This is a genomic window from Streptomyces laculatispora (assembly GCF_017353455.1).
In the GTDB taxonomy this organism is placed as follows: Bacteria; Actinomycetota; Actinomycetes; order Streptomycetales; family Streptomycetaceae; genus Streptomyces; species Streptomyces laculatispora.
Window position 1 is genome coordinate 1 of sequence record NZ_JAFMPZ010000488.1, and the last position, 22,159, is coordinate 22,159.

The window sequence follows — 22,159 nt, forward strand, 5'->3', positions numbered from 1 at the left end:
GCCGCGAGCTGGCCCAGCTGGCCTGGCCCGAGGCCGCGGGGGTCTCCGGGGCGGGCACGGACTGCGGCATCGCGGACCGGGGCGGCGCGGCGGGGGCCTTCGGTGCGTGGGTGGCCACGGAAGGTGGGGGCGTACGCCGTCCCGCGCGCACTCCTTGCACGGCGGGGGCGCGGCGGTTCTCCTGCGCCGACGGCCCGTGCGCCCGCGCCTTGTCGTGCTGACGGTGCGCGTGGCGGCCCTGCTTCTGCTCGGCGAGCCTGCGCAGGCACGTCCACCTGGCCAGCGCGTACAGCCAGGTTTTACGTTCCTCCTCGCCCGCGGGACACCGGCCGCCCTGCCGTTCCGCCAGCGCGAGCACACCGCCGAGCGCGTCGGTGGCGGCGTCGTGGTCGCAGAGCACGGAGAGGCAGTAGGTGAACAGGCCGTCGAGGTGCGGCTCGTAGCGGGCGGGCGGCTTCTTCGGTGAGGAGTGGGGCGCACACTGCTGCGTCCAGTGTGCGCCGGGGGTGCTCGCGGGGGTCTCCAGCCTGCTGCTCGTCACCTTGCGACCGTAGGCAGAACGGGGCACGACCCTGGCGCCCCTTGAGTAGATTTAACCCTTACGGGTGAACGTATCGCTTGAAAGCGGACGGGATCGGAAGGGATCGGGCGGATTCCCTGATTCCCGGCGGGAAGGGGCGTGCGCTCCCCCAGGCCGCACCGCGCCGGACGGCGCTGTCCGAGGTCACCTATACGGTGGCGCCATGGCTGCCCGTACGAAATCCGCGAAGGACCGGCCGTCCTACCGCTGCACGGAATGCGGCTGGACCACCGCCAAGTGGCTCGGCCGCTGCCCCGAGTGCCAGGCGTGGGGGACGGTCGAGGAGTTCGGCGGCGCCCCCGCGGTACGGACCACGGCGGCCGGCCGCGTCTCCACCGCCGCGCTCCCCATCGGGCAGGTCGACAGCCGGCAGGCCACCGCCCGCTCGACCGGTGTCGGCGAGCTGGACCGGGTGCTGGGCGGCGGACTGGTGCCCGGTGCCGTCGTACTGCTGGCGGGCGAGCCGGGCGTGGGGAAGTCCACGCTGCTGCTGGATGTGGCGGCCAAGGCGGCGAGCGAGGAACACCGCACGCTCTACGTCACCGCGGAGGAGTCCGCGAGCCAGGTCCGGATGCGCGCCGACCGGATCCGGGCGATCAACGACCACCTGTACCTGGCCGCCGAGACCGATCTGTCCGCGGTCCTGGGCCATCTGGACGCGGTCAAGCCGTCCCTGCTGGTCCTGGACTCCGTGCAGACCGTGGCCTCGCCCGAGATCGAGGGCGCGCCCGGCGGCATGGCGCAGGTCCGCGAGGTCGCCGGGGCGCTCATCCGCGCGTCCAAGGATCGCGGCATGTCGACCCTGCTGGTCGGCCACGTCACCAAGGACGGGGCGATCGCCGGCCCTCGGCTGCTGGAGCACCTCGTCGATGTGGTGCTGTCGTTCGAGGGCGACCGCCATGCCCGGCTCCGGCTGGTACGCGGCGTGAAGAACCGGTACGGGGCGACCGACGAGGTCGGCTGCTTCGAGCTCCACGACGAGGGCATCACCGGCCTCGCCGATCCGTCCGGCCTCTTCCTCACCCGCCGCGACGAACCCGTGCCCGGCACCTGCCTGACCGTCACGCTCGAAGGCAAGCGGCCCCTGGTCGCCGAGGTGCAGGCGCTCACGGTCGACTCCCAGATCCCTTCACCCCGGCGCACCACCTCCGGTCTCGAAACGTCCCGGGTGTCGATGATGCTGGCCGTACTGGAGCAGCGCGGCCGGATCAGCTCGCTGGGCAAACGGGACATCTACAGCGCCACGGTCGGCGGCGTGAAGCTCACCGAGCCCGCCGCGGACCTCGCGATCGCGCTGGCGCTGGCCAGTGCGGCGAGTGACACACCGCTGCCCAAGAATCTTGTGGCGATCGGCGAGGTGGGGCTCGCGGGCGAGGTCAGAAGGGTCACGGGGGTCCAGCGCAGACTGGCCGAGGCGCACCGTCTGGGCTTTACCCACGCACTGGTTCCGACCGATCCGGGGAAGGTCCCGGCCGGTATGAAGGTCACGGAAGTCGCCAACATGGGCGACGCGCTGAGAGTGCTCCCGCGCCGGTCTCGTACACAGGCCCCACAGGAGGACGGCGCACGCCGGTAGACTTTGCCCTGGTCTCGCCCGTCCGTACGAACGGTACGAGGGACGTGGGGTCTTTCGACTGGCTCCGGCCTGATCCGAACGAGAAGCCCCAAGGGCACCGCAAACCTGTGACCGGAGGAGTGCAGTGGCAGCCAGCGACCGGGCAGCATCGCCCGGAAAGTCCGGCCAAGGCACCGGTAACGAGGCGCTGATGCGCGCCTCGTTGACCGCCGTCGCGCCCGGAATGGCCCTGCGGGACGGCCTGGAGCGCATTCTCCGTGGCAACACCGGCGGGCTGATCGTGCTCGGCATGGACAAGACCGTCGAGTCGATGTGCACCGGCGGCTTCGTGCTGGACGTGGAATTCACCGCGACCCGGCTGCGAGAGCTGGCGAAGCTCGACGGGGCGTTGATCCTCGACAAGGACATGACCAAGATCCTGCGGGCCGGCGTGCAGCTGGTCCCGGACGCCTCCATCCCCACCGAGGAGACCGGCACCCGCCACCGCACGGCGGACCGGGTCTCCAGGCAGTGCAATTTCCCGGTGGTCTCGGTCTCGCAGTCGATGCACCTCATCGCGCTGTACGTGCACGGGCAGCGCCGGGTCCTGGAGGAGTCCGCCGCGATCCTCTCCCGCGCCAACCAGGCCCTCGCCACGCTGGAGCGGTACAAGCTCCGGCTCGACGAGGTCGCGGGCACGCTCTCCGCTCTGGAGATCGAGGACCTGGTGACCGTCCGGGACGTGACCGCCGTCGCACAGCGTCTTGAGATGGTGCGCCGGATCGCGACCGAGATCGCCGAGTACGTGGTGGAGCTGGGGACCGACGGCCGGCTCCTCTCGCTCCAGCTCGACGAGTTGATCGCGGGCGTGGAGCCGGAGCGCGAGCTGGTCGTGCGCGACTACGTGCCGGAGCCGACCGCGAAGCGGTCGCGCACGGTGGCGGAGGCGCTCACCGAGCTGGACGCGCTGTCCCACACCGAGCTGCTCGAACTCCCCGTCGTCGCAAGGGCGCTGGGCTACAGCGGCTCGCCCGAGACGCTCGATTCGGCGGTCTCGCCGCGCGGCTTCCGGCTGCTGGCGAAGGTGCCGCGGCTGCCCGGGGCGATCATCGACCGGCTGGTGGAGCACTTCGGCGGCCTGCAGAAGCTGCTCGCGGCGAGCGTGGACGATCTCCAGACGGTGGACGGGGTCGGCGAGGCGCGGGCGCGGAGTGTGCGCGAGGGCCTGTCGCGGCTGGCCGAGTCGTCGATTCTCGAACGGTACGTGTAAGGGCTGTCCTGTAGCCCCTGGCGGGCGGGCGCCCGCCAGGGGCGGCGCGGTGCCGGTGGCGGCGTCCAGTGCCCCGGTCAGTCCTCGGCGAGGACGAACGAGGCGCGCTGCACGGGCTCGCCCGGCGCCTTGGCCTCGACCAGGTACGTGCCGGGTCCGGCGCTCCCCGCGGGCGGCGTCGCGCACTTCGGGGCGCTCTTCGCGCGGTTCCACTCCACGGTGTGCACGACGGTCGCGCCCGCCGGGACCTTCAGCAGCACGGCGGCCGCGTTGCGCGGGCAGTCCTTGGAGGACCACACCTCGTTGTCGTCGCCGCCGGCCTCGGTGATGGTGAGCACCGCGCTCTTCGGGCCGAAGTCGGCCTTGCAGGCGGTGGAGGAGGTGTTCTTGGCGATCAGCCGGAACTTCGGCTTCTCGCCGGGTCCGTAACTGACGCCGCTCTTCAGGGTCAACTGCAGTGCGCCGGGCGTGCAGTCGGGGACCGAGGAGCCGGCCGGGAGCCGCTGCCCGGCGGTTGCGCCACTGCCGCCCGAGCCGGAACCCGAACCGGAACCCGAACCGCCGTCCGTGCCGCCGCCCGAACCGGAACCGGCCTTGCCGGAGCCGTCGTTGCCGCCGCCCGAGCCGTCGGAACCGGTGTCCGAGCCTCCGCCGCCGCTGCTGTCGCCTCCGCCGGAGTCGCCCGACTCGTCGCGCCCGCCGGGCTGTTCGCTGATGGCCGGGTCGGAACCGGAGGGTCCTGGTGTGATCGCGTCGGTGGGACCGGAGCCGGGGGCCCTGGAGTCGTCTTGGTTCCTCTTGCCGTCACGAGAGGTGACGGCCCATACGACCAGCAACGCGAGCAGCGCAATCAGCGTCGCCGCTACCGCCCTCCGTCGCCAGTAAATGGTGGAGGGAAGCGGCCCGATCGGATTACGCAGAGATCCCACGGCTCAAACTGTACGAGAGATCGGCCCCAACTCCCGCCCCACCCGCCGCCTGATCCCCAAGATTTGCGGATCATCATCCCGGCACCGCCCGTTCGCGCCCCCGCAGTCCACGAGACGGCCACCGTGATGATCGCCCAACGTGATCAAGAGCGTAGGATACCTACCCTCCGTCACCTGGGTAGTTCACATCTGAACGGAAATCTGAAGGGAAACCGGCCCGCCGCGCACGGAACCCGGTCCGGTGGATCCCGGTGCCCCCCACCGTGCGGAGGGCGGGCCGCCGGACCCGAGGGGGCCAGTTGCCGCAACCGGGCCCCCGGGAGGTGCGGCCAGTTGCCGGACCGGAGGTCCGGTGGCGTGGGGGCAGACGGGTGGCACTATCACTCCAAGGGCTCTTATGAGGGGTGACACCCCCGTGCCCCGGTCCGTCGCCTGCCCTTCCGTGCCAGGATCGGATGTGCGATGACTGCCACAACAGCGACACAGACGCCCCCCGCCTCCCTCCACACCCCCGTCATCGGGTGGTTCGACCAGCACGCCCGCGATCTGCCCTGGCGCCGCCCCGAAGCGGGCGCCTGGGGTGTGATGGTGAGTGAGTTCATGCTGCAGCAGACCCCCGTCAACCGGGTGCTCCCGGTCTACGAACAGTGGCTGGCCCGCTGGCCGCGCCCCGCCGACCTCGCGGCGGACCCTCCCGGCGAGGCGGTCCGCGCCTGGGGCCGGCTCGGCTACCCCCGGCGCGCACTGCGGCTGCACGGGGCCGCCCAGGCAATAGCGGAACGGCACGGCGGCGACGTACCGAGCGAGCACGCCCAGCTGCTCGCGCTGCCCGGGATCGGTGAGTACACGGCGGCGGCCGTGGCCTCGTTCGCCTACCGGCAGCGGCACGCCGTCCTGGACACGAACGTCCGCAGGGTCTTCGCGCGGGCCGCGACCGGCATCCAGTACCCGCCGAACGCGACCACCGCCGCCGAGCGCAAGCTCGCCCGCGCGCTGCTGCCCGACGAGGACGAGCGGGCGGCGCAGTGGGCCGCCGCGACGATGGAGCTCGGAGCCCTCGTCTGCACCGCGAAGAACGAGGACTGCACGCGCTGCCCGATCGCGGAGCAGTGCGCCTGGCGGCTGGCCGGGAAGCCCGCGCACCAGGGGCCCCCGCGCCGCGGCCAGACCTACGCCGGTACCGACCGGCAGGTGCGCGGCAGGCTGCTCGCCGTGCTGCGCGACTCGGTGGCACCGGTATCGCAGTCGGCGCTGGACGCCGTGTGGGAGGAACCGGTGCAGCGCGCCCGTGCGCTGGACGGCCTGGTCGCCGACGGCCTCGTCGAACCGCTGGCGGGCGGCCAGTACCGGCTGCCGCTGGCCTGACGGCCGGGCGGGACTCTCCCGCCCGGCCCCCGCGCGAACCCGTTCCGCACCCCCGCAGGGGCCTCTTTGCCCCACTCCTCCTGTGTTGTTACACAACCGATGGGCAGCCGTGCGTCGGCGTATGGCTGCTCCGCACAGCCCCGTGACAACCGCTCCGTAGCGTCACCGACGTCAGCCCGACGACCAGGCGGCTGGCGGCGGTACTACGGGGTTCCACGGGGATGGAGGCGGTTGTAATGGCGCAGGGCGAGGTGCTCGGATTCGAGGAGTACGTGCGTACCCGGCAGGAGGCGCTGCTGCGCAGCGCACGCCGGCTGGTCCCCGACCCCGTGGATGCGCAGGACCTGCTGCAGACCGCCCTGGCCCGCACCTACCGCCGCTGGGACGGCATCGCCGACAAGTCCCTCGCCGACGCCTATCTGCGCCGGGTCATGATCAACACCCGGACCGAGTGGTGGCGGGCCCGCAAGCTGGACGAGGTCCCCACCGAGCAGCTCCCCGACGCCAGCATCGAGGACGGCACCGAGCAGCGTGCCGACCGCGCCCTGCTGATGGACGTCCTGGGCGTGCTGGCTCCCAAGCAGCGCAGCGTCGTCGTGCTGCGACACTGGGAGCAGATGAGCACGGAGGAGACCGCCGCGGCGCTCGGCATGTCGGCCGGTACGGTGAAGAGCACACTGCACCGCGCCCTGGCGCGGCTGCGCCAGGAGCTGGAGAGCAGGGAAGAGGCGGGCAGGGAGGCCCGGATCCGAGAGGACCGGGAGCACCGGCCGGCCGTCCGTGCCGCGGCGGCTCCGGTGCGGCCTCGGACACAGACCGGGGCTCCGGGGATCGGGCGTCATGACGAGCGGGGGCGGGAGCGGTGCGCGGCCTGACAGGCAGCGGTGACGGCGGCGACGCGAACGGCGGCGCGGTCACCGGCGGGGGAAGCGGGAACGGGACCGGTGCCAGGGGCAGACGGTTCCCGGCCCGATGGGCGGCGAGCAGTACGGCTCTGGCCGGGCTCGCCGTCGTCGGGGTGTTCGCGGTCAGCTGCTCCACCGGTGGCACCGGCACGCGCGACGAGGGCCCGGCGGGCACCCAGCCGGTCGCCCGGATCACGCCGACCGCCACCACACCGTCCAGGGCGAAGCCGGCCCCCCGGGTCGATGCCGTGGCCCTGCTCAAGGCGGATCCGAAGGTGGGCGAACGGGTCCGGACGGACCTGAAGCCCTGCACCGGTGACGAGTACCCGGTGGACACCTCGTACGGGAAGCTGACCGGGGGATCCGCCGCCGACGTGGTGGTCAACGTGATGACCTGCGGCGATTCGGTGGGCGTCGGCACCTATGTGTACCGGCACCGCGACAACGGCACGTACGACAACGTGTTCACCACCGAGCAGCCGGCGGTCTACGGGACCATCGACCGCGGCGATCTGGTGGTGACGACACAGGTCTACGGGAAGAAGGACTCGGTCGCTTATCCCTCGGGCGAGGAAGTGATCACGTACCACTGGGCGAACACCCGGTTCAGTGAGCAGGACCGGGTGCACAACGACTTCAACCGAGCCGTCGGCGCCGGGGAGGGGGACTTCCCGGAGCCCACGGAACCGACGAAGAACTGAGAGCTTTCCGATGGCCGAGACCCATGTCCTGTTCGTCGAGGACGACGATGTCATCCGCGAGGCCACCCAGCTCGCGCTGGAGCGGGACGGCTTCGTGGTCACCGCGATGCCCGACGGCCTCCAGGGCCTCGACGCGTTCCGGGCCGACCGGCCCGACATCGCCCTGCTCGACGTGATGGTGCCCGGACTGGACGGGGTGAGCCTGTGCCGTCGCATCCGCGACGAGTCGACGGTTCCCGTGATCATGCTGTCGGCCCGTGCCGATTCGATCGACGTGGTGCTCGGCCTGGAGGCCGGGGCCGACGACTACGTCACCAAGCCCTTCGACGGCGCGGTCCTGGTCGCCCGGATCCGCGCCGTGCTGCGCCGCTTCGGCCACGCCTCGGGCGGCCGTCCGGGCGGCGCCGCCGGGACGGAGAGCGGGCCCGAGGGCGGGGTGCTGGTCTTCGGCGACCTGGAGATCGACACCGAGGGCATGGAAGTGCGCAGGGCCGGCGAGCAGGTGGGCCTGACCCCGACCGAGATGCGGCTGCTGCTGGAGTTCTCGTCCGCGCCCGGCACGGTGCTCTCCCGCGACAGACTGCTGGAGCGGGTCTGGGACTACGGCTGGGGCGGTGACACCCGGGTCGTGGACGTCCATGTGCAGCGGCTGCGTACGAAGATCGGCCAGGACCGGATCGAGACGGTCCGCGGCTTCGGCTACAAGCTCAGGGCATGAGGCGGCCGTCCCTGCGGACGAGTGTCCGCTGGAAGATCAGCATCGCGATCGCGGCGGTCGGCGCCCTGATCGCGGTCGCGCTGAGCCTGGTCGTGCACAACGCGGCCAGGGTCTCGATGCTGGAGAACGCCCGCGAGGTCCAGCTGGAGCGGCTGACCTACGCCCAGCTGCTCTACGAGGCGACGAAGACGAAGAAGGCCGACCCCCGCTTCGGCGCGAAGCTCAATGACCCGACGATGCCGAAGAGCCTGCGCCAGGAGACCCGGAAGAACCGGCGTGCCACGCATGTGGAGGACGGCGGCGGGGTGCCGGACGTCTGGGCGGCCGTGCCGCTGGCCAACGGCGACGTGCTCTCGCTGCACACCCGCTTCGCCGACCGCTCCACCACGATCATGGGCGATCTGGACCGGGCCCTGATCATCGGATCGGTCTCGGTGGTCTTCGGCGGCTGCGCGCTGGGGGTGCTGATCGGCGGCCAGCTGTCGCGGCGGCTGCGCAAGGCGGCGGCCGCGGCCGGAAAGGTCGCGCAGGGCAATACGGAGGTCCGGGTCAGGGAGGCCGTCGGCGGCGTCGTCCAGGACGAGACCGATGAGCTGGCCGGTGCGGTGGACGCCCTGACGGACGCGCTGAACGAGCGGATCGAGGCCGAGCGCCGGGTCACCGCGGACATCGCGCACGAGCTGCGCACCCCGGTGACGGGGCTGCTGACGGCGGCCGAGCTGCTGCCGCCGGGCCGCCCCACGGAGCTCGTACGGGACCGGGCACAGGCGATGCGCACGCTCGTCGAGGACGTGCTGGAGGTGGCCCGGCTGGACAGCGCGTCCGAGCGGGCCGAGCTGCAGCAGGTCGCGCTGGGCGACTTCGTGAGCCGCCGGATCGCGCTGCTGGACCCGGAGGTGCAGGTCCAGGTGGTCCACGAGTCGTGGGTCAGCACCGATCCGCGCCGGCTGGAGCGCATCCTGGGCAATCTGCTGGGCAACGCCGCCAGGCACGGCTCCACCCCGGTGGAGGTCACGGTCGAGGGCCGGGTGGTGCGGATCCGCGACCACGGTGCGGGGTTCCCGGCGGCGCTGCTGCGCGAGGGGCCGAGCCGGTTCCGTACCGGAAGCACCGACCGGGCCGGACACGGGCACGGGCTGGGGCTGACGATCGCGGCCGGCCAGGCACGGGTGCTCGGCGCCCGGCTGACCTTCCGCAACGCGGCCCCCGAGGGCGCGGCCCCGGGCACCGGCGGGGCGATCGCCGTGCTGTGGCTGCCCGAGCACGCGCCGACCGACACCGGCAGCTACCCGATGCTCCAGCTGGCCGACCAGCGCAACCCCGAATCGAACGGCAGGACGGCCGCGGGCACGGACACGGAGCCCGGCCGCGACCAGTCGGACGGCTGAGCGAGCCGGGCGGGATGAACACGGCAACAGGCAGGCCCCCCGGGGCGCGCGGAGTGCGCGCGCCCCGGGGGGCCTCCCCCGTACGGCTCTACTCGCTGTCGGACACCGCCGCCGGTACGGGCTCCGGTCCCGCTCCGCGCAGCGGAACCTCCTTGACGAACAGCGCCGCCACCAGGGCGATCAGTCCGACCGAGGCACCCACCAGGAAGGCGATGTGCGTGCCGGACGACACCGCGAACTGGTACGCCTCACGCACCGGAACCGGCAGCTTCGCCAGGCTCGCCGCGTCCAGCTGGGCCGAGCTCGCGGTGGCTCCCCCGCCGCCGCGCGCCGCCATCTCGTCCTGCACCCGGCCGGTGAACAGCGCGCCCATGATGGCGACGCCGAAGGAGCTGCCGAGCGTACGGAACAGGGTGGCGGCGGACGAGGCGACGCCCATGTCCTTCAGCTCGACGCTGTTCTGCGCGACGAGCATCGTGATCTGCATCAGGAAGCCCATGCCGGCACCGAGCACCGCCATGTAGACGCCGGAGGTGAAGCGGGTGGTGCCGGTGTCCATCTGTGAGAGCAGGAAGAGGCCGGCGACCATCAGGATCGAGCCCATGATGGGGAAGATCTTGTACTTGCCGCTGCTGGTGGTGACCCGGCCGGCGATCAGCGAGACGATCATCATCGACAGCAGCATCGGCAGGAGCAGCAGTCCGGAGTTGGTCGCGGACGCGCCCTGGACGGACTGCTGGAAGAGCGGCAGGAAGAGCACCGCGCCGAACATCACGAAGCCCGACATGAAGCCGACCAGGGACATCAGGGTGAAGTTGCGGTTGCGGAAGATGTGCAGCGGGATGATCGGTTCCGAGGCCTTCGTCTCGACGAAGAGGAAGCCGGCCAGCGACGCGACACCGATCGCGATGAGCTCCATGATGACGGCGGAGTTCCAGTCGTACTCCGAGCCGCCCCAGGTGGTGACCAGCACGATCGAGGTGATGCCGACCGTCAGGAGCCCGGCACCGAGGTAGTCGACCTTCGACTTGGCGCGCTCCCGCTTGGGCAGGTGCAGTACGGCGGTGACCATGCCCAGGGCGACGGCGCCCAGCGGCAGGTTGATGTAGAAGCTCCAGCGCCAGCCGAGGTGGTCGGTGATGGTGCCGCCGACCAGCGGTCCGCCGATCATGGCGATCGCCATCACACCGGCCATCAGACCCTGGTACTTGCCGCGCTCGCGGGGCGGCACCAGGTCACCGATGATCGCCATGACGCCGACCATCAGACCACCGGCACCGAGGCCCTGGATCGCGCGGAAGCCGATCAGCTGTCCCATGTCCTGGGACATTCCGCTGAGGACCGAGCCGATCAGGAAGAGCACGATGGACGTGAGGAATATGCCCTTGCGCCCGTACATGTCGCCGAGCTTGCCCCAGATGGGGGTGGAGGCGGCGGTGGCCAGGGTGTAGGCGGTGACGACCCAGGACAGGTGCTCCAGCCCGCCGAGGTCACCGACGATGGTCGGCATCGCGGTGCCGACGATCAGGTTGTCGAGCATGGCCAGCAGCATCGCGATCATCAGGGCGAGCATCACCACCCGGACGCTGCGCTGCTGCGGCTCGCGTTTCGGCTCGCGCTTCGGCTTGTGGCCGGCCGCCTTCCCGCCCGTCGCCGTCTTCAGGTCCGACATGTTCCCCAACTCCCCTGATCCCCTGAGCACCGGACCCTTACTTGCCGCCCGGCTAGTTGACTACACTGGGGGAAAGTACCCCCGCAACTAGCCGGGCGTCAAGTAAGTTTGGGAGAGCACCATGAGCAGCACGCCGCAGCCGCGCCGGGGCAACACCCGCCAGCGCATCCAGGACGTCGCTCTGGAACTCTTCGCCGAGCAGGGCTACGAGAAGACCTCACTGCGTGAGATCTCCGAGAAGCTGGACGTCACCAAGGCCGCCCTCTACTACCACTTCAAGACCAAGGAAGACATCCTCGCCAGCATCTTCGAGGACCTCAACCGGCCCGTGGAGGACCTGATCGCCTGGGGCCGGGAGCAGCCGCGCACCCTGGAGACGAAGAAGGAGATCCTCGCCCGCTACAGCGACGCGCTGACCAAGGCCGCCCCGCTCTTCCGCTTCATGCAGGAGAACCAGGCGACCGTACGCGACCTGAGCATCGGCGCGACGATCAAGGGCCGGATCCTGGGGCTCGTCGACCTGATCAAGGAACCCGAGGCGCCGATCATCGACCAGGTGCGGTGCTTCAGCGCGCTCTTCACGATGCACGCCGGCATGTTCGCCCTCAAGGACGTCGACGGCGACCCCGAGGACAAGCGCAAGGCCGTCCTGGAGGTCGCCGTCGATCTGGTGACCCAGGCGCATGCCCCGGGTTCCGACCAGTAGCGGATCGGTGTCGCGGCCGGTCAGACGTTGACGCCCTCCCTGTGCAGGTAGTTGACCGGGTTGACCGCGGAACCGTAGTTCGCGGTGGTCCGGATCTCGAAGTGCAGGTGCGGACCGCTGGAGTTGCCGGTGTTGCCGGAGAGGGCGATCTTCTGCCCCTTCTTCACGGACTGGCCGATGTGCACGTCGATCTGCGACAGGTGCGCGTACTGCGAGTAGGTGCCGTTGCCGTGCTTGATCACGATGGCGTTGCCGTACGCGGGACCGTCGCCGCCGCCGTTCGGGCCGGCCTTCACGATGGTGCCCGTGTGCGCGGCCTCGACCTTGGTGCCGATCGGCACGGCGAAGTCCTGGCCGGAGTGCTTGTGCGCCCAGCGGCTGCCGTCGTTGCCGAAGCTCGCGCTGAGCTCGTAGTGGGAGACCGGGGTCTCCCAGCGCAGCTTCGAGGCGGCCTTCTTCTCGGCCTCGGCCTTCTTCTTGGCCTCATCGGCCTTCTTCGCAGCCGCGTGCTCGGCGACCTTGGCCGCCTTGCCCTGCGCGGCCGCCTGCTGGGCGACCGCGTCGGCCGCGGTGGTGCTCACCAGGCTCGCGGTGGCGGCGGTCCCCGTCGTGCCGGCCGCGAACGCAGCGCCCGCACCGAGAACCATCGACGTACCCAGACCGGCCGCCACCACGGCGCCGCGCACACGGGAAGCGGACGGGCGGTGGGAGTGCTTGAACGTAACGCGCTTCGACATAAGCGGAAACCTCCGGAGATGACTGGACCCGGCACTCCGGCCGGGCTGGCCATCCCTTGGTAACCCGCATCCCCACCTATGCTCAAACCCCCCATCTACGAAGAAAAGCCGTAGCCGAAGCCCTGGGAATTCGCTTCCACGGGTCCCGGAACCCGCCCCTCCCACCCCTTCGGATCTCTTCGCCCGGAGACGTTTAACCCCAGTTCCAAACCGCCCTAATCGGACATGTAACCGCTATTGGGGCACTTCATCCTGTAGCCCCCAAGGTCCGGCCGCGCGCAGGGCCGAAGGTCCCTCCCGCGATCATGCCGCCTCCTCCTAAGTCGCCTAGTAGGCCTCGAAAGGGCTGTGTGCCTTGTCACCGCCGGTGGGACCAAAGGCCGTCCGATTCGGGACCTTCGGCAGGCAACCTGACTACGCTGGCACGGCGAAACCGATCGGCTCCCGGGGGGACGGCACATGACCGGCAACACCGCAGGTACGGGCGGAAACGGCGGCGGCAGGACGCCGGACACGGGACGCCACGACGGCATCGAGCTCGCCGACGCCGTCGAGTCGGTCCGCAACCAGCTCATCGAGGCCGCCACCCGCGGCACCGGCCGCCCGCTGGCCTTCGAGGTCGGCGACATCCAGATGGAGTTCACCCTCGAACTCCGCAAGGAGGTCAAGGGCTCCGCCCGGGTGAAGGCCTGGGTGGTGGAGGCCGGCGCCGACGCGGGCCGCGCCACCGGCCACACCCACAAGGTCGCCTTCACCCTGAGACCGCGCGATGTCACGACCGGCGAGGCCTGGCAGATCGGCCACGAGGGCGACGGCAGTACGGCACGGTTCGGCCAGGGGCGGCCCCGGCCGTGACAGCCGTGCAGCCCGCGGACCGCACCGTCGTGGTCCTGGGCGCCGGTTCCGTCCAGGGCAGCGGTGTCCTGCTCACCGACCGGCTGGTGCTGACCTGCGCCCACGTCGTCAAGGGCGGCGGCCGCTGCTCCGTCGCGCACCCGGACCTCACCGGACACACGGACTCGGCCGTCGTCTGGATCGACCACGGCCTCGACGCCGCCCTCGTCGAGACGGCGGCCCCGCTCCTCCCGGTCGAACCGGTCCGGCTCGGCGTCCTGCACAGCAGCCAGGCGCTCGCCGGCTGCGAGATCACCGGCTTCCCCGGCGTGCAGCGCTACGGCCCCGAGGAACACCTGGAGGCCGACCAGTACACCGTCACCGTGCTGCCCATGGCGGGCCGGGTACGCAATCTGCTCGTCTGCGAGCTCGACGGTCCGCCCGCCGGGGCCGACCACGAGCCGCCCGCACTGCGCGGGCTGTCCGGCGGCCCGGTCTTCGCGGGCAACGTCCTGCTCGGCATCGCCCGGCAGATCCCGCCGCGGCGCGGGGGCCGGCGGGTGGAATGCGTACCGCTCGGCCCGCTCGTCACCTCCGAGCCCTTCCGGCTGGTCTACCGCGAGACCGGCAACGAGCTCCACCACGAACGGGTCCACGGGCACTTCCCCAAGGACCTGCGGTACGAGGAGGAGTACGCGGCCGCGCTCGGCGCCGCCTACCGGCGCACCAAGATCTTCGGGCTCGACGAACTCGGCCGGCCCGACTCCGAATGGGACCTGGACACCGCCTACCTCAGCCTGGAGGCGCAGCCGCGCGACCTCCCCGGAGCACCCTTCGACCGGCACCCCGGGGCCCGGCGCGTCGACGCCCTGCTCTCCGACCGCCCCCGGGTGCTGCTGCGGGGCGACGCGGGCGCCGGGAAGACCACCCTGGTCTGGTGGCTGGCCGCACACGCCTCGGCCGGCACCCTCGGGCCGCGGCTGACGGCGCTCAACGGGCTGGTCCCGTTCGTCGTCCCGCTGCGCACCCTACGGGCCCGGGGCAGCACGTTCCCGTCCGTAGCGGAACTGGCCGCCGCCGCCCGGCCGGCCGTCGACGACCCTCCCGAGGGCTGGGCCGGGCGGGTACTGGAGTCCGGCCACGGGCTGCTGCTCGTGGACGGCCTGGACGAGGTTCCGCCGGACGACCGCGAGGCCGCGTACGACTGGCTGTCCCGGCTGCTGCGACGCTATCCGGCGACCCGCTGCGTGGCGACCGTGCGCCCGCACGCGGTGGCCCCGGACTGGCTGGCGGCCGAGGACTTCGAGGAGCTGCGGCTGCTGCCGATGCGGAACGAGGACATCGTCGCCTTCGTCGCCGCCTGGCACCGGGCGGCCCGGCTGGACGACCCGGACCACGCGACGCTCACCGAGCTGGAGCGCGATCTGACCCGGCAGTTCGCCGCCAACTCCACCCTGAGCAACCTGGCCCGCACCCCGCTCCTGTGCGCCGTGATCTGCGCGCTGCACCGGCGGCGCCAGGGCCTCCTGCCGGAGACCCGCTGGAGCCTGTACGACTCCGCGCTCGCCATGCTGCTCGGCAACCGCGACAAGCGGCGCAGGATCGATGCCCCCGAGGGCATCACGATGAACGTGGACGAGCAGGCCCAGCTCCTCCAGCGCATCGCGATCTGGCTGGTGCGGGGCGGCCAGGCGGAGCTGGACCGCGACCAGGCGCTGCACCAGCTGGACCAGGCGCTGCGGGGCATGGAGCAGATCCGGCGCCAGGGCTCGGCGCCGGAGGTCCTGACCCATCTGCTGAACCGCAGCGGCGTCCTCCAGGAGCGGGCCGACGGCGTGTACCAGTTCGCCCACCGGACCTTTCAGGACTTCCTCGCGGCGAAGGAGTTCGTCGAGGGCGGCCATCTCCACGAACTGATCGGCCGGGCGGACTCGCAGCAGTGGCAGGACGTCATCCTGCTGGCCGCCGGACACTGCGGCCGCCGGGAGCATCCCGTACTGATCAACGGCCTGCTGGACGCGCGGGTGAGCGCGGAGAGCGGCGTCACCCGGGCCGAGCTCCACGTCCTGGCCGCCCTGTGCGCGCAGCACGCGACCTGGCTCGACGACACGACCCGTACCCGGGTCTCCGACGCCGTGGCGGCGCTGTTCCCGCCCGGCTCCTTCCGGGAGACCCGGCTGCTCGCCCGGCTCGGTCCGGCCGGGCTGCGTCATCTGCCCGACCCGGCGGATCCCGCTCTCACCGCTGAGGGGATCCGTCACATCGCGGATCTGATCGCAGAGGCCGGTGGCGCGGAAGCCGTCCCGTACGCCCGCCGGTGGGCGCTCGCCCACCCCCGGCTCGGCACGTCGTTCCGCGACGGCTGGGACAGGTACCCGGCGGCCCTCTACGCCGAGCAGGTCCTCGCCACGATGGACCTGAAGCACCGGAGGCTGAGCGTCGGATCGGTGGACCAGCTGACGGCCCTGCGCCATGTCCCGGCCGTCACGGAACTGCGTATCACCGGGGAGCTCTCCTCGGCCGAGCTCCGGGCCGGGCTGCGCGGCAGGCCGTGGAACGGGCTCACGATCCGGGAGAACACCGCGCTGACGGATCTCTCCTTCCTCGCCGACTCCGCCGGGACGCTGAGCAATCTGTCGCTGGTGGAGTGCCCGCGTGTCCAGGACCTCGGCCCGCTCGGCGGACTCCAAAAGCTGAGAGGGCTCCGGCTGGACATGAGCCGTCTGCCTCCGACCGCACTGCTGGCCACGGTCGGGAACGGGCTGTTGTTCGCACTGGACCTCGACGGCCTCACGGCACACCGGCTGAGCGAGGTGCCCGCGCACCCGCAGGTGACCGTGCTGACGCTCAGCGGCGAACGCCCGATGACGATCGACGCGCTGCGCGGCTGGGACCACCTGTACGACCTCGACCTGAGGTCCCCCGCGGCGATTCCCGCCATGTGCGCCGCACTCCGGCAGTCCCCTCAGGTGACGAGCCTGTCGGTACGGGCGGGTGGCTCGGAGTTCGTGGGCGCGGCCGTGGTCCCGTCGGTCACCACGCTCAGGCTCGATCCGTTCGGGGAACTGCATGACCTGGGCCCGCTCCCCCGGGTCTTTCCCTCGCTGAGGGCGCTCAGGCTCACCCCTCACCCTCGCGGTGCGGCCATCGATCTGGCCCCGCTGGAAGTGCTGCCGGGCCTCACGGTCGACGTCACCGGGTTCGTCGAGGTGTCCGGCGGCAAGGGGCTTGAGGTGCGGCGCTGAGCACACGGAGAAAGGGCTGCCCCGGACCGGTCGAAACCGGTCCGGGGCAGCCCCTTCGGTGCGCTCGGGCGCTACGCGCCTGTCACGCTTCCTTCGTCATGTTCGGGCCGGTGCCGCCTGCCGCCTGCTCGATCGGGGGGACGTCGGGCAGAGCCGACTTCTCCTCGCCGCGGAAGGTGAACGTCTTCTCGTCACCCTCGCCCTCGGTGCCGACGACCACGATGTGACCGGGGCGCAGCTCACCGAAGAGGATCTTCTCGGAGAGGATGTCCTCGATCGAGCGCTGGATCGTCCGGCGCAGCGGCCGGGCGCCCATCACGGGGTCGTAGCCCTTCTTCGCCAGGAGCGACTTCGCTTCCGCGCTGAGCTCGATGCCCATGTCGCGGTCCTTCAGCCGCTCGTCCACCTTGGCGAGCATGAGGTCGACGATCTGGATGATGTCTTCCTCGGTGAGCTGGTGGAAGACGACCGTGTCATCGACACGGTTGAGGAACTCGGGCCGGAAGTGCTGCTTGAGCTCTTCGTTGACCTTGTTCTTCATCCGCTCGTAGTTCGTCTTCACGTCGCCCTGGGCGGCGAAGCCAAGGTTGAAGCCCTTGGAGATGTCCCGGGTCCCGAGGTTGGTCGTCATGATGATGACCGTGTTCTTGAAGTCCACGACCCGGCCCTGGGAGTCGGTCAGGCGACCGTCCTCCAGAATCTGGAGCAGGGAATTGAAGATATCGGGGTGGGCCTTCTCGACCTCGTCGAAGAGGACGACGGAGAACGGCTTGCGGCGCACCTTCTCGGTGAGCTGACCGCCCTCTTCGTATCCCACGTACCCGGGGGGAGAGCCGAAGAGGCGCGAGACCGTGTGCTTCTCGCTGAACTCCGACATGTCGAGGGCGATCAGCGCGTCCTCGTCACCGAAGAGGAATTCGGCGAGCGTCTTGGAGAGCTCGGTCTTACCGACACCGGACGGACCGGCGAAGATGAACGAGCCACCGGGGCGCTTCGGGTCCTTCAGGCCTGCTCGCGTACGGCGGATCGCCTGCGAGAGGGCCTTGATGGCGTCCTTCTGGCCGATGACGCGCTTGTGGAGCTCGTCCTCCATGCGCAGCAGACGGGAGGACTCCTCCTCCGTCAGCTTGAAGACCGGGATGCCGGTGGCGGTGGCGAGGACCTCGGCGATGAGCTCGCCGTCGACCTCGGCCACGACGTCCATGTCGCCGGCCTTCCACTCCTTCTCGCGCTTGCTCTTCGCCGCCAGCAGCTGCTTCTCCTTGTCGCGGAGAGACGCTGCCTTCTCGAAGTCCTGGGAGTCGATGGCCGACTCCTTGTCACGGCGGACGCCCGCGATCTTCTCGTCGAACTCGCGGAGGTCCGGCGGCGCGGTCATCCGGCGGATGCGCATCCGGGAACCGGCCTCGTCGATCAGGTCGATCGCCTTGTCCGGCAGGAAGCGGTCCGAGATGTACCGGTCGGCCAGCGTCGCGGCCTGGACCAGCGCCTCGTCCGTGATGGACACGCGGTGGTGGGCCTCGTAGCGGTCGCGCAGACCCTTGAGGATCTCGATGGTGTGCGGCAGCGACGGCTCGGCGACCTGGATGGGCTGGAAGCGGCGCTCGAGAGCGGCGTCCTTCTCCAGGTGCTTGCGGTACTCGTCGAGCGTCGTGGCACCGATGGTCTGGAGCTCGCCTCGCGCCAGCATGGGCTTGAGGATGCTCGCCGCGTCGATCGCGCCCTCGGCGGCGCCCGCACCCACCAGGGTGTGGAGCTCGTCGATGAACAGGATGATGTCGCCGCGGGTGCGGATCTCCTTGAGCACCTTCTTCAGGCGCTCCTCGAAGTCACCGCGGTAGCGGGAACCGGCGACCAGCGCACCGAGGTCGAGGGTGTAGAGGTGCTTGTCCTTGAGGGTCTCGGGCACCTCGCCCTTGACGATGGCCTGGGCCAGGCCCTCGACGACCGCCGTCTTGCCGACGCCGGGCTCGCCGATGAGGACAGGGTTGTTCTTCGTACGGCGGGACAGCACCTGCATGACCCGCTCGATCTCCTTCTCGCGCCCGATGACCGGGTCGAGTTTGGATTCACGAGCGGCCTGGGTGAGATTCCGGCCGAACTGGTCCAGCACCAGGGAGGTGGAGGGCGTGCCCTCCGCGGGGCCGCCCGCTGTGGCCGCCTCCTTGCCGCCCGAGTATCCGGAGAGCAGCTGGATGACCTGCTGGCGCACCCGGTTCAGGTCGGCGCCCAGCTTCACGAGGACCTGGGCTGCGACGCCCTCGCCCTCGCGGATCAGGCCGAGCAGGATGTGCTCGGTGCCGATGTAGTTGTGGCCGAGCTGGAGGGCCTCGCGGAGCGACAGCTCCAGGACCTTCTTGGCTCGGGGAGTGAAGGGGATGTGGCCGGACGGGGCCTGCTGGCCCTGACCGATGATCTCCTCCACCTGCTGGCGGACCGCCTCGAGCGAAATCCCGAGGCTCTCCAGGGCCTTAGCGGCGACACCCTCACCCTCGTGGATCAGGCCCAGGAGGATGTGCTCGGTGCCGATGTAGTTGTGGTTGAGCATCCGGGCTTCTTCCTGAGCCAGGACGACAACCCGCCGCGCGCGGTCGGTGAACCTCTCGAACATCGTTAATCGCTCCTCAGAGCGGTCAGGCAGTAAGGGGTCGGTCCCCTCCCTGTCCTTCCGCAGCTTAGTCCCGCAAGCGGGGACCGCTCATTTCAACTGCCGACACCCGGCCCTGCTTCCCGGGGGATCTCCCGCCCCGAACGCCGACAACTGCTCCAACCCGATGGTGCGAGACGATGTTCCCGCAGGCCAGGCAGATACCCCTATCGCCAGTACGCCGATGGCGAACGTGAGACGTCCGGTGGCTTGCGTGTCGCCCCTCCCACTAGGGATGTCTTACCCGCAATTACAGACAGTCCATGCGGCGTACGCGGGTTCCCTCCGCTACGGGCGAACATCTTCGTACGCGTGAATGCGCCCGTACGCCCCCAACCCGGACACACTAAGCGTTCGACCGGGGACTCTGCGTAACCCCTGGGCCGGATCGGGAGTTCTTCCGGCATGGCCCCCACCGTCCCGCCTCCCCGCACTCCGCTTCCCGCTCGCCGGGACAGCCCTGCCGGGGGTGAACCGAGGGGCGGCTGCGCCCGGTGGTACGAGCAGGAGCTCGGCTGGGCCACCGCGGGCGTCACCCCGGTGCGGCTGCTGACCGGGCTGCGGTTCGACGCTCTCGTCGTCCCCGCCGCCGCAGGTCACGCGGCGCTGCGCCGGGTGGGCCGCGCGGGGCCGGTGGCGCTCACGGGCGAGCGGATGAGTCTGCTGGTGGCAGCCGGAAGCGCGGATGAGCTGCCCGGACTGCTCGACTGGCTGGAGTGGGGCGGAGTCGCCCTCGCGCTGACCGTTCTCGGCACGGGCGGCCGGATCACCGCACCGCCACCGCCGGGCCGGCCGGCCCCGCCGGGGGCCGCCGTATGGCTGCGGCCCCCCTGGCCACTGCGCGAGCAGGAGGGGGAACCGGTGCTCCCGGCCCTCTCCGGCTTCGGGAGCAGGGGTGGGGATACTCCCGATCTCGTCCGGCTCGTGGACGCCGTGGCGACCGAATGCCACCGGGCCCGGCTGACGCGTGCCCGGCCATGGCCGGCCTCCGATGAGCCGGCTGCTCAGCCGTTGGCCTTCTCGTAAGCCTCACGGATGTCCGCGGGAACACGGCCGCGGTCATTCACATTGTGGCCGTTCTCGCGCGCCCACTTACGGATCTCGGCGGTGTCCTTGTTGCCGCCGGGAACCGCACGGCCCTTGCCGCGCCCGGAGGCGGCACGGCCACCGGTACGGCGGCCGCCCTTGGCGTAAGGCTCGAGCAGCGTACGGAGCTTGTCCGCGTTGCTCGTGGTGAGGTCGATCTCGTAGGTCTTGCCATCCAGCGCGAACGTGACGGTCTCGTCCGCCTCGCCGCCGTCGAGGTCGTCAACAAGAAGGACCTGAACCTTCTGTGCCACCGGATTTCCTTTCATCGAAAATGGAGTACGCGGAAAGGAAACCGCTTTTCCCCGGAAAACACAAACCCTCGGGAGAGGTTCAGCAGCGGAAGAAGACGGGAAACGTGCGCGATTCGGACATAGAGCTCGGGGTTCTTCCGACTGTCACAGGTGCAGAAGCATCCGACTGTTACCCAAGGTGTTCGGCTTCACCCGTTCGAGACCGAGGAACTCCGCGACTCCCTCGTCATAGGAACGCAGCAGCTCGCTGTAGACATCTCCGTCGACAGGCGTCTCTCCGATCTCCACGAAGCCGTGCTTCGCGAAGAAGTCGACTTCGAAGGTGAGGCAGAAAACCCGTCGCACACCCAGCCAGCGGGCGGTCTGCAACAACTTGTCCAGCACTTGGTGCCCGACTCCGGCGCCCTTGATGCTGTGATCGACCGCGAGAGTACGGACTTCGGCGAGGTCTTCCCACATCACGTGCAGTGCACCGCAGCCGATGACCCGTGCGTCCTCGTCGCGTTCGGCGATCCAGAACTCCTGGATGTCCTCGTAAAGCGTGACCGTCGCTTTGTCGAGCAGGATGCCTTCACGCACGTAGCCGTCGAGGAGACGTCGGACGGAGGCCACATCGCTCGTCCTCGCACGCCGGACGGTGATGGCTACGTTTATAACCGACGGTTCGGTCTGGAAATCGGTTTGCGGAAGCTCTGAGGACATACCCCGACGCTATCGCCCGGCCTCCGGCTCCGCTCCATCGGCCGCTCCGGCTGCTTCACCGGCGCCTTCACCGGCCGCGCCGACTGCTTCATCGGCCACTTCACCGCTCGGCGGTACGGCGTCCTCGGGAAGAGTGGGCACAACGATCCGCATGGCATCGCGGAGAGCCTCACGCTGCTCGGCCGACATCATGCCGAAGAACGCGACCAGTGCGGCGGCCGGGTTGTCACTCCTCGACCAGGCTTCGTTCATCAGTGCGGCCGAGTACGCGGCACGGGTGGAGACCGCCGTATATCGATATGCGCGGCCGTCCACTTCCCGGCGCACCCAGCCCTTCTGATGGAGATTGTCCATTACCGTCATGACGGTGGTGTAGGCGATGGACCGTTCCTGCTGAAGGTCCTCAAGGACTTCCCGCACGGTGACCGGACGGTTCCATTGCCAGACCCGGGTCATCACGGCGTCTTCCAGCTCTCCCAATTGGCGGGGCACAGCGTCACCCTAGTGCCAAATGTCTGGAATGGCCGGTTATTCACACAACAAAAGGGCGTACGGCTCTCTCGGAGCCGTACGCCCTTCGTACGGTGCTGTGCGCAATGCGCGCGGTTTTACGGAGTCAGACCGCTTCGGTCCGCGGAGCCTGATGGGCCGACTCCGCGCGGCTGATCGCCGCATCCACGGCCGCATCCTCTTTGGCCTTGTTGGGACCGCCCTGACTCTTGACGATCGTCACGACCAGGCCGATGAAGAAGGCTGCCATCACCACGGGGGGCACAAGCGCGGATACGTAGTCCATGCCGTCCAGAGTAGCGAGCCCGGTACGGACTTCCGCGCACCCCCTCCGCCGCGTGCCGGGCCGGCCGCC

19 protein-coding genes and 1 pseudogene are annotated in these 22,159 nt (G+C 70.3%); 11 read left to right on the plus strand and 9 right to left on the minus strand.

Features of this window, described 5'->3' with window-relative positions; genetic code table 11:
• A pseudogene (locus J1C73_RS35170) lies at positions 1-541 on the minus strand (hypothetical protein); the annotation flags it as partial.
• Positions 542-743: 202 nt separating this feature from the next.
• Between J1C73_RS35170 and radA the strand changes: the two are divergent.
• Positions 744-2,156, plus strand: a complete 1,413-nt coding sequence (radA, locus tag J1C73_RS24350) for a DNA repair protein RadA (RefSeq protein ID WP_207318288.1) — start codon at positions 744-746, stop codon at positions 2,154-2,156.
• Positions 2,157-2,280: 124 nt separating this feature from the next.
• A complete protein-coding gene (gene disA / locus J1C73_RS24355) occupies positions 2,281-3,405 on the plus strand; it encodes a DNA integrity scanning diadenylate cyclase DisA (protein ID WP_123460030.1) in 1,125 nt (374 codons plus the stop codon).
• A gap of 77 nt (positions 3,406-3,482) precedes the next feature.
• On the opposite strand, the gene J1C73_RS24360 is transcribed toward disA, so the two are convergent.
• Positions 3,483-4,334 (minus strand): hypothetical protein, encoded by an 852-nt coding sequence (locus tag J1C73_RS24360; protein WP_307797787.1) that lies wholly within the window; start codon positions 4,332-4,334, stop codon positions 3,483-3,485.
• Between the two features lie 462 nt (positions 4,335-4,796).
• Between J1C73_RS24360 and J1C73_RS24365 the strand changes: the two genes are divergently transcribed.
• The 5 genes from J1C73_RS24365 (at position 4,797) to cseC (ending at position 9,411) form a co-directional block, all read left to right on the plus strand.
• A complete protein-coding gene (locus J1C73_RS24365) occupies positions 4,797-5,699 on the plus strand; it encodes an HhH-GPD family protein (protein WP_207318289.1) in 903 nt (300 codons plus the stop codon).
• A gap of 236 nt (positions 5,700-5,935) precedes the next feature.
• Complete coding sequence (locus J1C73_RS24370) at positions 5,936-6,574, plus strand: SigE family RNA polymerase sigma factor (protein ID WP_241200014.1); 639 nt, start codon at positions 5,936-5,938, stop codon at positions 6,572-6,574.
• Positions 6,562-7,305 carry a hypothetical protein gene (locus tag J1C73_RS24375; RefSeq protein WP_307797788.1) on the plus strand — a complete coding sequence of 248 codons (744 nt, stop codon included), beginning with the start codon at positions 6,562-6,564 and terminating at the stop codon, positions 7,303-7,305. The genes J1C73_RS24370 and J1C73_RS24375 overlap by 13 nt, the downstream gene beginning before the upstream one ends.
• Positions 7,306-7,315: 10 nt before the next feature.
• Positions 7,316-8,023, plus strand: a complete 708-nt coding sequence (gene cseB, locus J1C73_RS24380; protein ID WP_207318290.1) for a two-component system response regulator CseB — start codon at positions 7,316-7,318, stop codon at positions 8,021-8,023.
• Positions 8,020-9,411: a two-component system sensor histidine kinase CseC gene (gene cseC, locus J1C73_RS24385; RefSeq protein WP_207318291.1), complete on the plus strand. Its 1,392-nt coding sequence runs from the start codon at positions 8,020-8,022 to the stop codon at positions 9,409-9,411. Before cseB ends, cseC begins: the two co-directional genes overlap by 4 nt.
• Positions 9,412-9,499: 88 nt before the next feature.
• Here the strand turns inward: cseC and J1C73_RS24390 are convergent, their stop codons facing one another.
• Positions 9,500-10,984: an MDR family MFS transporter gene (locus J1C73_RS24390; RefSeq protein WP_242644637.1), complete on the minus strand. Its 1,485-nt coding sequence runs from the start codon at positions 10,982-10,984 to the stop codon at positions 9,500-9,502.
• 220 nt (positions 10,985-11,204) lie between these two features.
• On the opposite strand from J1C73_RS24390, the gene J1C73_RS24395 reads away from it, so the two are divergent.
• Positions 11,205-11,789: a TetR/AcrR family transcriptional regulator gene (locus J1C73_RS24395; protein ID WP_207318293.1), complete on the plus strand. Its 585-nt coding sequence runs from the start codon at positions 11,205-11,207 to the stop codon at positions 11,787-11,789.
• Positions 11,790-11,809: 20 nt separating this feature from the next.
• On the opposite strand, the gene J1C73_RS24400 is transcribed toward J1C73_RS24395, so the two are convergent.
• Positions 11,810-12,526: a M23 family metallopeptidase gene (locus tag J1C73_RS24400; protein WP_207318294.1), complete on the minus strand. Its 717-nt coding sequence runs from the start codon at positions 12,524-12,526 to the stop codon at positions 11,810-11,812.
• A 459-nt stretch (positions 12,527-12,985) separates the two neighbouring features.
• Between J1C73_RS24400 and J1C73_RS35175 the strand changes: the two genes are divergently transcribed.
• The gene (locus J1C73_RS35175) at positions 12,986-13,381 is read left to right on the plus strand and encodes a trypco2 family protein (RefSeq protein WP_242644634.1); all 396 of its coding nucleotides are present in this window, start codon (positions 12,986-12,988) and stop codon (positions 13,379-13,381) included.
• Positions 13,378-16,605, plus strand: a complete 3,228-nt coding sequence (locus tag J1C73_RS24405; protein WP_372446733.1) for an NACHT domain-containing protein — start codon at positions 13,378-13,380, stop codon at positions 16,603-16,605. The genes J1C73_RS35175 and J1C73_RS24405 overlap by 4 nt, the downstream gene beginning before the upstream one ends.
• 82 nt (positions 16,606-16,687) lie before the next feature.
• Here J1C73_RS24405 and J1C73_RS24410 read toward each other — a convergent pair whose 3' ends face one another.
• Positions 16,688-19,216: an ATP-dependent Clp protease ATP-binding subunit gene (locus J1C73_RS24410; RefSeq protein ID WP_207318296.1), complete on the minus strand. Its 2,529-nt coding sequence runs from the start codon at positions 19,214-19,216 to the stop codon at positions 16,688-16,690.
• A gap of 441 nt (positions 19,217-19,657) precedes the next feature.
• On the opposite strand from J1C73_RS24410, the gene J1C73_RS24415 reads away from it, so the two are divergent.
• Positions 19,658-20,278 (plus strand): SCO3374 family protein, encoded by a 621-nt coding sequence (locus J1C73_RS24415; RefSeq protein ID WP_207318297.1) that lies wholly within the window; start codon positions 19,658-19,660, stop codon positions 20,276-20,278.
• On the opposite strand, the gene J1C73_RS24420 is transcribed toward J1C73_RS24415, so the two are convergent.
• The 4 genes from J1C73_RS24420 to J1C73_RS24435 all read right to left on the minus strand — a co-directional run bounded on the left by J1C73_RS24420 (position 20,257) and on the right by J1C73_RS24435 (position 22,090).
• Positions 20,257-20,592: a histone-like nucleoid-structuring protein Lsr2 gene (locus tag J1C73_RS24420; RefSeq protein ID WP_024494064.1), complete on the minus strand. Its 336-nt coding sequence runs from the start codon at positions 20,590-20,592 to the stop codon at positions 20,257-20,259. The two genes, J1C73_RS24415 and J1C73_RS24420, sit on opposite strands and share 22 nt — an antisense overlap.
• Before the next feature lie 144 nt (positions 20,593-20,736).
• A complete protein-coding gene (locus J1C73_RS24425) occupies positions 20,737-21,294 on the minus strand; it encodes an amino-acid N-acetyltransferase (RefSeq protein WP_123460040.1) in 558 nt (185 codons plus the stop codon).
• A gap of 9 nt (positions 21,295-21,303) precedes the next feature.
• Complete coding sequence (locus J1C73_RS24430) at positions 21,304-21,786, minus strand: BlaI/MecI/CopY family transcriptional regulator (RefSeq protein ID WP_207318298.1); 483 nt, start codon at positions 21,784-21,786, stop codon at positions 21,304-21,306.
• Positions 21,787-21,910: 124 nt separating this feature from the next.
• Positions 21,911-22,090, minus strand: a complete 180-nt coding sequence (locus tag J1C73_RS24435; protein ID WP_123460042.1) for a hypothetical protein — start codon at positions 22,088-22,090, stop codon at positions 21,911-21,913.
• Between the last annotated feature and the right edge of the window lie 69 nt (positions 22,091-22,159).

What these genes read in the sequence shown, in the direction of transcription:
- radA (WP_207318288.1), top strand. Translation starts at nt 744, where the DNA reads ATGGCTGCCCGTACGAAATCCGCGAAGGACCGGCCGTCCTACCGCTGC.
- J1C73_RS24395 (WP_207318293.1), top strand. Translation starts at nt 11,205, where the DNA reads ATGAGCAGCACGCCGCAGCCGCGCCGGGGCAACACCCGCCAGCGCATC.
- J1C73_RS35175 (WP_242644634.1), top strand. Translation starts at nt 12,986, where the DNA reads ATGACCGGCAACACCGCAGGTACGGGCGGAAACGGCGGCGGCAGGACG.
- cseC (WP_207318291.1), top strand. Translation starts at nt 8,020, where the DNA reads ATGAGGCGGCCGTCCCTGCGGACGAGTGTCCGCTGGAAGATCAGCATC.
- J1C73_RS24400 (WP_207318294.1), bottom strand. Translation starts at nt 12,526, where the DNA reads ATGTCGAAGCGCGTTACGTTCAAGCACTCCCACCGCCCGTCCGCTTCC.
- J1C73_RS24425 (WP_123460040.1), bottom strand. Translation starts at nt 21,294, where the DNA reads ATGTCCTCAGAGCTTCCGCAAACCGATTTCCAGACCGAACCGTCGGTT.
- J1C73_RS24390 (WP_242644637.1), bottom strand. Translation starts at nt 10,984, where the DNA reads ATGCTCGCCCTGATGATCGCGATGCTGCTGGCCATGCTCGACAACCTG.
- cseB (WP_207318290.1), top strand. Translation starts at nt 7,316, where the DNA reads ATGGCCGAGACCCATGTCCTGTTCGTCGAGGACGACGATGTCATCCGC.
- J1C73_RS24365 (WP_207318289.1), top strand. Translation starts at nt 4,797, where the DNA reads ATGACTGCCACAACAGCGACACAGACGCCCCCCGCCTCCCTCCACACC.
- J1C73_RS24415 (WP_207318297.1), top strand. Translation starts at nt 19,658, where the DNA reads ATGGCCCCCACCGTCCCGCCTCCCCGCACTCCGCTTCCCGCTCGCCGG.
- J1C73_RS24410 (WP_207318296.1), bottom strand. Translation starts at nt 19,216, where the DNA reads ATGTTCGAGAGGTTCACCGACCGCGCGCGGCGGGTTGTCGTCCTGGCT.
- J1C73_RS24370 (WP_241200014.1), top strand. Translation starts at nt 5,936, where the DNA reads ATGGCGCAGGGCGAGGTGCTCGGATTCGAGGAGTACGTGCGTACCCGG.
- J1C73_RS24435 (WP_123460042.1), bottom strand. Translation starts at nt 22,090, where the DNA reads ATGGACTACGTATCCGCGCTTGTGCCCCCCGTGGTGATGGCAGCCTTC.